Here is a 9,215-nt window from a genome sequence, read left to right on the forward strand (position 1 = left end):
TCGACGGCCGCCGCACCGCCTACGTCTACGACCTCAACGGCCATCTGCTGGAGAAAACCGAATTCGGCGATGACGGCTCGCAGCTGGTTACCGGGTACGAGCGGGATGCGGAAGGACGGCTGTTAGTCAAAACCTTGCCCGACGGCATCCAGGTCCAATACCGCTACGACAGCCTCGGTCGATTGGTCAGCGTCGACGACGGCCACGACCATCCGCTGGAATTCGAATACGACCAGCAGGACCGGCTGATCACCGAGCATCAGGGCTGGGGCACGCTGCGTTATGCCTACGACGCCTGCGGCCAACTTAACCGCCTGCGCCTGCCGGATGGCAGCAAGCTCGACTACCACCACGCCAAGGGTGGTGCGCTGACGGCTATCGACCTTAATGGCACACGTCTTACAAACCACACGTACAAATCCGGTCGAGAACTACAGCGCCAGCAAGGCCTGCTGCTCAGCGAATATGCCTACGACGAACAGGGCCGGCTAAAGGCCCACGCCGTCAGTCAACAGCAAAAAAGCCTGTACCGCCGCGACTATGCCTACAGCCTCAACGGCAATCTCGACCACATCGCCGACACCCGCCACGGCCAGCGCAGTTACCAGTACGACCCGCTGAACCGGCTGACCCGCGTCCGCCACACCCGCGACGACCCACCGGAAAGCTTCGCCCACGACCCMGCCGGCAACCTGCTGATGCAGGACCGCCCCGGCCCGACGACCGTCAAAGGCAATCGCCTGCTGATGCAAGGCGACCGCCATTACGACTACGACGCCTTCGGCAACCTGATCCGCGAACGCCGTGGCACCGCGCAAAAACTCGTCACCGAATACCGCTACGACTGCCAGCATCGGCTGGTCGGCGTCACGTTGCCGGATGGAAGTTGCGCGAGCTATCGCTACGATGCCTTCGGCCGCCGCATCGCCAAAACCGTCGACGGCCAAACTACCGAGTTCTTCTGGCAGGGCGACCAAGTCGTCGCTGAAAGCAGCAAAGAGCACTACCGCAGCTACGTCTACGAGCCGGGCAACTTCCGCCCGTTGGCCATGCTCGACGGCAAAGGCCCGAAAAAGGCCTGCCCGTTCTACTACCAGCTCGATCACCTGGGCACACYGCAGGAACTGACGGATTTCGGTGGCGAGATTGTCTGGTCGGCGAAGTACAACGCCTACGGCAAGCTCACGCATCAGGCACTCGGTGGAGGCGAGCAGCTCGAGCAACCACTGCGTTTCCAGGGGCAGTATTTCGACGCCGAGAGTGGTCTGCACTACAACCGGCATCGGTACTATGATCCGCAGGTGGGGCGGTATCTGACGCCGGATCCGATCAAGCTGGCCGGTGGGCTGAACCAGTACCAGTACACGCCGAATCCGACGGGGTGGGTTGATCCGTTGGGGTTGAGTACCTGTCCCGATGGAGATAAATGTAAGAAACCGTCTATCGGTGGGCAAGAACCTTCGGGCAAGGCGGCAGCGACTGACGGAGAACCTCAAATACCAGAGGTGTCTCGGAATACGCCCCAGGCGGGATATCACAAAGAAACCTATGCTAATAAGCCAGTTAAACCGCAGGATGCCACTAATAAATGGGAAGAGTTTTTAGGTGATGGTCCGTACACACATAGTCATCCCCGAACGAGGAGTCCGGATCCTGACAGATTGGTGTCGGCAGATGGGAAAAGAAGTATCCGCTATGGAGCTCATGAAATGGGAGGCAACCCGAGTAAGCATCATTACCATGAGGAAAAGTGGATACTCGAACTAAAGGAAAATGTGATGAATGTTGAAAGCACCGTAGTCCGAGTTCCATTGCCGAAGAAACCAAAATGAATGTGACCATAAATAAAATGATTCTCATAAAAAATGAGAATTTTGTGGAATTTTCAACCGTACTCGGCTCGGCGATAGCAGCTTGGAATGCCGGAACACCAAAATTAGGCGAGCTTTATGATGTCGAGTTAGAAGTTATGGAGGAGGTTATTTGGGGGGTGAATGCTCATCGCGCGTTGAAAGATGTGTATTCGATTGAAGTAGCAAACGGCTTTATAAATTTGACAGGAAGAATAATGTCTATTGATGCGGATGGAGTTGCGGCTGTCGATTTAGACGGATCAGTCGTGCTTCTTGAGGTAGTTGGATTCACTGGGGATATTCCAGTATTTGTAGATCTGGAATTTAAGAAAATTACCTTATTTCCCACCGGTGTCTGAATAGATCATTTCTTACGGAGGTGCGAAATTTCTGGGCAAAGTCGTCGGAAGTTTCCTTCAAGTTGTAGCGGTTTCCATGAACTGGTGCGCAGCGCGCCTCATCGATAGTCTTTGGGAGGTCACTGCAAATTCAGTGACAGGGCGTGGAAGCCCTTCTATCGTTAGGCGCATCAAGCGCCACCAGTTCGGCGTTTTTTATCGTCTGTGTTTCATGGTGGCTGTGCGCGGGGCGCTTTCGAGTGCGCCGGGTGCCTAACGTCCCGGTCTTCCACACCTGCGTACAGCCGCCACCTATTCGTGTGGAAGTGATTTCTGGCGGCTTCAATCCATACGTTAGGACTTAAATCAATGAAGACGCTTACACCCGATCCACCCTACGAAAAACCAATCCCCCACCCCGAAAACCGCTTCATGGCCCTCACCGGCAACTGCACCGACATGCCCACCCTGTTCGTCGATACCCACGCGCCGATCGATGTTTTGTATGACACTGCCAGCTATCGAATTCGCGCAGTCACTCAGGTGCTTGAGAACATGTCGATGCGCGGTTCAGTCGAGTGCGAATCCTTCATTCTCAGTGACTTTGCCTTGCTCTGCGCTATTCCGTTACGGGATGGGTGCGATGTGCTGGATGTCATTGGACGGCGGTTGCGGGCTCGGCCTTCGGAATAATGTCGAGTGGCTTTTGTGGCGAGGGAGCTTGCTCCCGTTCGGCTGCGCAGCAGTCGTAAACCGAATTCTGCGGTGTGTCTGGCTAATCCGTGGTGTAGGTTTTGGGGCTGCTGCGCAGCCCAGCGGGAGCAAGCTCCCTCGCCACAAGGGCCTGACTGCACACAATCCCCCAAACACCACACCTACATTGGATGGGCGGTGCTTATTGGGGCTTCGGTAACTTGAGCTCCGCACACAACCCACCATCCACGCGATTGCTCAAGGTCAGCGCCCCGCCAATCGCCAGCGCCAATTGCTGGGCAATCGCCAACCCCAACCCGGTCCCGCCGGTGCTGCGATTACGCGAATTCTCCACGCGGTAGAACGGCTGCATCACCTGGGCCAATTGCTCTTCGGCAATCCCCGGCCCTCGGTCCATGACCTTCACCGACAAGCTGCCGTCCGCCTTCGTTTCCACCCACAACTCAGCCGCGCCAGCGAATTTCAGCGCGTTGTCTACCAGGTTAACCAGCACTCGCCGCAAGGCATGGGGCCGGGTGTCGATGACTGCGGCGCTTTTGCCGCCCAGCTGCACGTCTTTGCCCATGTCCTGATAGTCGAACACCAGGCTGTCGAGGAACGAATCCAGATCGGTGCGGCGACTTTCCTCGGTGGCGCCATGGATGCTGCGGGCGTAGGCCACGCCTTCGCGCACCAGGTGTTCCATCTCGCCGAGGTCATTCCACAGTTTGTCTTTTTCGCTGGAGTCGTCCATGAATTCGGCACGCAGTTTCATGCGCGTGATCGGGGTTTGCAGGTCGTGGGAAATCGCCGCCAACAGTTGCATGCGCTCCTTGAGATACGCCGCGATACGCGCTTGCATCGCATTGAACGCCCTGGCGGCGTAGGCGACTTCGGTCGGGCCTTTTTCGTCGAGGTGCACGGCGTGGGTGTTGGGGTCGAGGGTTTCCACGGCTTGGGCGAGGCGGGTGAGCGGGCGGATGGCGATTCTCACGGCCAGCCAGGTGCAGGCGATCAGCAGCGCCAGTTGCCCCAGCAATACCGCCGGCAACCACGGGGACAAAGGCACCATCGCGGGGCGCACGTCGATCGTGACGGGGCTGCCGTCCTTCAATTTCAGGTGGGCCTGGAAGTGTTTCTTCGGGCCGGGGATGTCGGTAAAAGTCAGCGGATATTCATGGCCGATGGCGTCCTGAATCGAGGGGACGGCAATCGGCACATCGCTGGGCGCCATCGGTGTGCCGGGCGAACCTTCATWCAGCAGATAACCATAGTTGGTGCGTTCCAGGCGCTGCAGCCAGCTCGCTCGTTCGTTGGCGGGCAAGCGGTCGAGGATGGCGAGGGAGGTCGAAACGTCGGTTTCCAGATTGCCCAACATCGTATTTTTCGCACTTTCATAACGCTCGTAGTACTGCGCGCCAAAGGACAGCGCCTGGGCGAGGATCAGGCCGATCAGGAAAATCAGCGACAGCCGCGAGGCCAGCGTGCGGGGCCAGTGCAGCGCAAGGTTCATGACGGCGCACCGAGCACTTCCACCGGCAGGGAAAACACATAGCCTTCGCTGCGTACGGTCTTGATGTAGGCCGGTTCCCGGGCATCGTCCAGCAGGCGCTGACGCAAGCGGCTGACCAGCAAATCGATGGAGCGGTCAAACAGATCGGCGTCGCGTCCTTGAGTCAGGTTGAGCAACTGGTCGCGATTGAGCACCCGCTGAGGATGATCGAGGAACGCCCGCAGCAAACGATATTCCGCGCCGCTGAGGGCGACCATGGTGCCGTCCTGGTCCAGCAGATGCCGGGCCGAGGTGTCCAGGCGCCAGCGACCGAACGCCAGCAGGCGACCGCTTTCGGTGATCACCAGATTCGGCGGCAGCATCCGCGTACGGCGCAGCACGGCGTTGATCCGGGCGAGCAGTTCACGGGCGGCGAACGGTTTGACCAGGTAGTCGTCGGCGCCCATTTCCAGGCCGATGATGCGGTCGGTTTCATCGTTGCGCGCGGTGAGCATCAGCACCGGCGTGGCCTTGTGTTTGCCGGCGCGCAGCTCACGGCAGAGCAGCAGGCCATCGTCGCCCGGCATCATGATGTCGAGCACGATCAGGTCCACCGGCGTGGTCTCCAGAAACGCGCGCATCTGCCGTCCATCCGCCACCACGGTGGTGCGCAGGCCGTTCTTCTTCAGGTAATTGCCTACCAGTTCCCGGATCTCGCGGTCATCGTCCACGATGAGAATGTGATCGACGTGTTCCATGGTCGCCATGCCTCTTGAGTAGGAGTTTTCGCGCAGTCTACCGAGTCAAGGCTCGCTCGCCCGCAGCGGTTTGTATTGCAGTGTATCTGGCCTGTCGGCGGATACACGGGGACGCAAAAACAGCCGGTTTCAGGGGTTTTGTATCGCTGTGTATCGCCGGCCGGTGCTGATACATAGCAATTTACTCGCGCCTGTTCCAGACACAGACGGGATACCTCGCGGGCTTCTAATGGCTTCCATCGAGGCAAACCCAAACCGCCTCGGCCCCATCAACGATTTGGCAACGATTGACCCATTGAAGCCCCGAGGAAACCACCATGAATACCAAAGCCGTCTACGCCGCCTGCCTGTTTGCCGCCCTGAACATCTGCACCTTGTCGGCCCGGGCCGAAGCCAATGTCACCCCGCAAACCTACACCTATGGCACGCACCTGGACATCCAGAAAGTGCTGTCGATGAAAGAGGACGCCACGCCTTCCTGCGGGATTGTGAATGCGCGGATGACCTACCTGGATTCCCAAGGCAAAACCCAGGCCCTTGATTACCGCAAATTCGCTGACAACTGCAACGAAGACAACTGAGTCCTTTGCTCACCCGTTATCAATCCCTTTTTTGAAACAGGAATAACTCCATGAACAACGCCACCCGCTTTTTGACCGCCATCGTCTTTTCCATAGCCGGCGTCGCCGCTCATGCCAACGCGGCTGTTGAACAGAGCAGCTGTGGTAGCAGCACCTGCTTCCAACTGACGCCGCTGGTGGCTGAGGATGGTTCCAGCCGCACACCGCAGGGGCAATTGCTTGCAGAGAACGGCTCCAGCCGGACGCCACAGGGCCAGCAGTTGGAAAACCAGATGGCTTGAAGCCAGGCACTGTTCCGATGAACTCAATATTCCCAGTGTGGGAGCAGGCTCGCTCCCACATCGGACTCGTATATTCAAGGTGATCCCCATGTTTCTCATCGCATTCCTGGGCGGCATTTTGACCGTCCTCAGCCCCTGTATCCTCCCGGTCGTGCCGTTTCTGTTTGCCGGTGTTAAACGCACACGCACCTCGATCCTGCTCACCCTCGGTGGCATGGCCCTGACCTTCGCCCTGATCTCCAGCCTGGCCGTGGTCAGCAGCGATTGGGTGATACAAGCCAACAACACCGGCCGCCATGTGGCGCTGATCGTGATGGTGCTGTTTGCGCTGTCGCTGATCTCCGCGCGCATCGGCGGCTGGCTGGCGCGACCGTTCGTGTTGCTGGGCAATCGCCTCGACCCCAACACTCGCAAAATGTCCGGCCCGCTGGGCTCGGTGATGATTGGCGTCGCCACCGGTCTGCTCTGGGCTCCGTGTGCCGGGCCGATCCTCGGGGTGATCCTCACCGGCGCCATGCTGCAAGGCGCCAACGTGCAGACCAGTCTGCTGCTGGTGGCGTATGGCCTGGGCAGCGCGTTGTCACTGGGCACCTTGATCTTCGCCGGTCGCGGCCTGGTCAATCGCTTGAAACCGTCGATTCCGGTCACCGGTTGGCTGCGTCGCGGCGCCGGTGCCGGGGTGTTGGTCGCGGCGGCAGTCATCGCCACCGGAACCGATAACAGGCTGCTCGCCGGCACTTCGTCCGAAGGCGTCACGACCGTTGAACAGCAGGTGCTGGAAACCGTACCGAAAGTGGTCGATTACCTGGTCAGCAAGGTCAAGGCCGACCCGATGGACGCGGCCAAAGGTGCGATGCCGTCACTCTCCGGCGCGGTCGAATGGCTCAACTCGCCAGCGCTGAGCAACGACTCCCTGCGCGGCAAGGTGGTGCTGGTGGATTTCTGGACCTATGACTGCATCAACTGCCAGCACACCTTGCCCTACGTGAAGGACTGGGCGAAAAAATATGAAAAGGACGGCCTGGTGGTGGTCGGCGTGCACACCCCGGAATACGGTTACGAACGCATCCTCGACAACGTTCGCGATCAGGTGAAAAAACTCGGTATCACCTACCCGGTGGCGATCGACAATAACTACGCGATCTGGCGCGCCTTCGACAACCAATACTGGCCGGCTCACTACCTGATCGATGCCAAGGGGCAGGTGCGTTACAGCCACTTTGGCGAGGGTCGCTACGAGACTCAGGAGCAGATGATCCGGCAGCTGTTGGAAGAGGCCAAGGCGCCTGCCGCGTGACCTTTCCAATCAATGGCTCACAGGTTGCGCACCATGAGCCATTGGTCGTTTTCCCAGGCCTGAAAACGCTCCAGCACTGTCCATCCGCGTCTGGCGTAGTAATCGCTTTGGTCCCGGGTGTGCAAATAGATCTTCGCCACGCCACGTTCCCTGGCCTGCGCGCATATCCCTTCAATCAAACGCTCCGCCAATCCTTTTCCCCTTGCTTGGGGTGTGACGAACACACAAGCCAGCCAAGGACCCAGGTCAGGCCGGTGAGCCAGGTCGGCGGCGGCCAGTGCCGCACCACCCAGCAGGCGGTCTTCATCCAGGGCGATCAAACATTGCCATGTGCCGTCAAATTGGCCGTCAGCGAATTCCCGTTGCCACTGAGGCAAGGGCTGGTCGGCGTATTCATAGTGGAATTGTTGGTGAATCCATGAAGCAAAGATGTCGCTGTGGTGCATGTGGTGAGCGAGCCAGTCCAGGCGAGGCATGGGGGAATCCTTTCAAAAGACGGTGGCCCATAAGAGCTGATTCATGGCGCATCGGCAATCCCGTGGGCCGGGTGTTAATCCTGCGTTACAAACGCATGACCATGCATCGGAGACCGGCGCATTTCGTGAGTCTGCCGGACGACCGGGCAGGACGGATACCTGTCCGGGAGCTTTAGTTTGTGGACGGGGTCACTTGCGACCCTGCCATCACCATCATGAAAGGGAGAGGGTTATGCCTAAGTTCATTATTGAACGCGAGCTTCCAGGAGCTGGCGCACTGCCGCCGCAGGAACTCAAAGCGATCTCGCAAAAATCCTGCGATGTGTTGCGTGGATTGGGGCCGCAAGTGCAATGGCAGCAGAGTTACGTCACGGGCGACAAGATTTATTGCGTGTACATCGCGCCGAGCGAGGAGCTCATCAGGGAGCATGCCAAACAAGGTGGTTTTCCGATCAACAGCGTTTCCCGAGTTGTGAACATCATCGATCCCACCACGGCGGAGTAAGCCGGGACGCGTTCCAACCCGCAGCGGAGCAGACTTCATGAGCACACCCATTGATCTCACCGCCCTGAAAAACCGTCAGATGACTGCGTGGGCCAGCGGCGACTACGCCGTGATCGGCACCACCCTACAGATCGTCGGCGAGCTATTGGCCGAAGCCTGTGACTTGCTCTGTGATGAGCGGGTGCTGGACGTCGCTGCGGGCAACGGTAATGCCACGCTTGCCGCTGCGCGCCGGGGCTGTAAGGTCACGTCCACCGACTATGTGGCCAAGTTGCTTGAGCGTGGCGAAGACCGGGCACGGGCGGAACACCTGAACGTGACCTTTCAGGTGGCCGATGCCGAGGCGCTACCTTTCGAGGATGCCAGTTTCGATGCCGTGCTCTCGACCTTTGGGGTGATGTTTACCCCGGATCAACCCAAGGCGGCTGCGGAACTGGCGCGGGTGTGTCGTCCGGGAGGCCGGATTGGCCTTGCCAACTGGACGCCCGAGGGCTTTGTCGGCCAGATGTTCAAGGTCCTGGGGCGCCACATGCCGCCACCCGTAGGGGCTCAACCACCTTCAAACTGGGGCTCCGAAGCGTGGTTGCACTCGCACTTCGATCAGCGCGACTTCGTGCTTCAGGTGACACGACGCTTATTCAACTTCCGCTATCGTTCGGCCGCCCATTTCATCGACACCTTCCGCACCTGGTATGGCCCGGTTCACAAGGCTTTTGCGACCCTGCCACCCGAAGGGTCCGCCGCCCTGGAACACGACCTGACGGAACTGCTCAAGCGCCTGAACCGAGCGGGAGAGCGGTCGCTGGTGGTGCCAAGCGAATACCTGGAGGTGGTGATCACCCGGCGTTGAACCGGGAACGGAGCGACGAAAATCCTGTAGGAGCGAGGCTTGCCCGCGAAGAACGATGACGCGTAATACCTGAAAAACCGCGGTGCATTCT

11 protein-coding genes are annotated in these 9,215 nt (G+C 59.1%); 8 read left to right on the plus strand and 3 right to left on the minus strand.

The genetic code is table 11. The annotated features are described in order from the left end of the window. From AC1DLB_RS12175 to AC1DLB_RS12185, 3 genes are all read left to right on the plus strand, one after another. Positions 1–1,832 (plus strand): RHS repeat-associated core domain-containing protein (locus tag AC1DLB_RS12175; RefSeq protein ID WP_477785053.1); only part of this gene is annotated, 1,832 nt, incomplete at its 5' end. Further along, complete coding sequence (locus AC1DLB_RS12180; protein WP_477744556.1) at positions 1,829–2,212, plus strand: hypothetical protein; 384 nt, start codon at positions 1,829–1,831, stop codon at positions 2,210–2,212. The genes AC1DLB_RS12175 and AC1DLB_RS12180, both read left to right, overlap by 4 nt. Before the next feature lie 348 nt (positions 2,213–2,560). Continuing rightward, positions 2,561–2,884, plus strand: coding sequence for a hypothetical protein (locus AC1DLB_RS12185; RefSeq protein WP_028941042.1), 324 nt, complete (start codon positions 2,561–2,563; stop codon positions 2,882–2,884). A 202-nt stretch (positions 2,885–3,086) separates the two neighbouring features. On the opposite strand, the gene AC1DLB_RS12190 is transcribed toward AC1DLB_RS12185, so the two are convergent. Continuing rightward, positions 3,087–4,397 carry an ATP-binding protein gene (locus AC1DLB_RS12190; RefSeq protein ID WP_477785054.1) on the minus strand — a complete coding sequence of 437 codons (1,311 nt, stop codon included), beginning with the start codon at positions 4,395–4,397 and terminating at the stop codon, positions 3,087–3,089. After that, positions 4,394–5,134: a response regulator gene (locus AC1DLB_RS12195; protein ID WP_477744557.1), complete on the minus strand. Its 741-nt coding sequence runs from the start codon at positions 5,132–5,134 to the stop codon at positions 4,394–4,396. The genes AC1DLB_RS12190 and AC1DLB_RS12195 overlap by 4 nt, the downstream gene beginning before the upstream one ends. A gap of 317 nt (positions 5,135–5,451) precedes the next feature. Here AC1DLB_RS12195 and AC1DLB_RS12200 point away from each other — a divergent pair, with 317 nt between their 5' ends. From AC1DLB_RS12200 to AC1DLB_RS12210, 3 genes are all read left to right on the plus strand, one after another. Next, positions 5,452–5,715, plus strand: a complete 264-nt coding sequence (locus tag AC1DLB_RS12200) for a DUF2790 domain-containing protein (protein ID WP_019649304.1) — start codon at positions 5,452–5,454, stop codon at positions 5,713–5,715. Positions 5,716–5,765: 50 nt separating this feature from the next. Continuing rightward, on the plus strand, positions 5,766–5,996 hold the full coding sequence (locus AC1DLB_RS12205; RefSeq protein ID WP_477744558.1) for a hypothetical protein: 231 nt from the start codon (positions 5,766–5,768) through the stop codon (positions 5,994–5,996). Positions 5,997–6,084: 88 nt separating this feature from the next. Then, positions 6,085–7,293 carry a cytochrome c biogenesis protein DipZ gene (locus tag AC1DLB_RS12210; protein WP_018928054.1) on the plus strand — a complete coding sequence of 403 codons (1,209 nt, stop codon included), beginning with the start codon at positions 6,085–6,087 and terminating at the stop codon, positions 7,291–7,293. A gap of 17 nt (positions 7,294–7,310) precedes the next feature. Here the strand turns inward: AC1DLB_RS12210 and AC1DLB_RS12215 are convergent, their stop codons facing one another. Further along, positions 7,311–7,769 (minus strand): GNAT family N-acetyltransferase, encoded by a 459-nt coding sequence (locus tag AC1DLB_RS12215; protein WP_018928053.1) that lies wholly within the window; start codon positions 7,767–7,769, stop codon positions 7,311–7,313. A gap of 232 nt (positions 7,770–8,001) precedes the next feature. Between AC1DLB_RS12215 and AC1DLB_RS12220 the strand changes: the two genes are divergently transcribed. After that, a complete protein-coding gene (locus AC1DLB_RS12220) occupies positions 8,002–8,274 on the plus strand; it encodes a DUF4242 domain-containing protein (protein WP_018928052.1) in 273 nt (90 codons plus the stop codon). A 37-nt stretch (positions 8,275–8,311) separates the two neighbouring features. After that, positions 8,312–9,124 (plus strand): class I SAM-dependent methyltransferase, encoded by an 813-nt coding sequence (locus AC1DLB_RS12225; protein ID WP_064617012.1) that lies wholly within the window; start codon positions 8,312–8,314, stop codon positions 9,122–9,124. Positions 9,125–9,215 lie beyond the last annotated feature (91 nt).

It is taken from the genome of Pseudomonas sp. 05N434, from assembly GCF_056396965.1.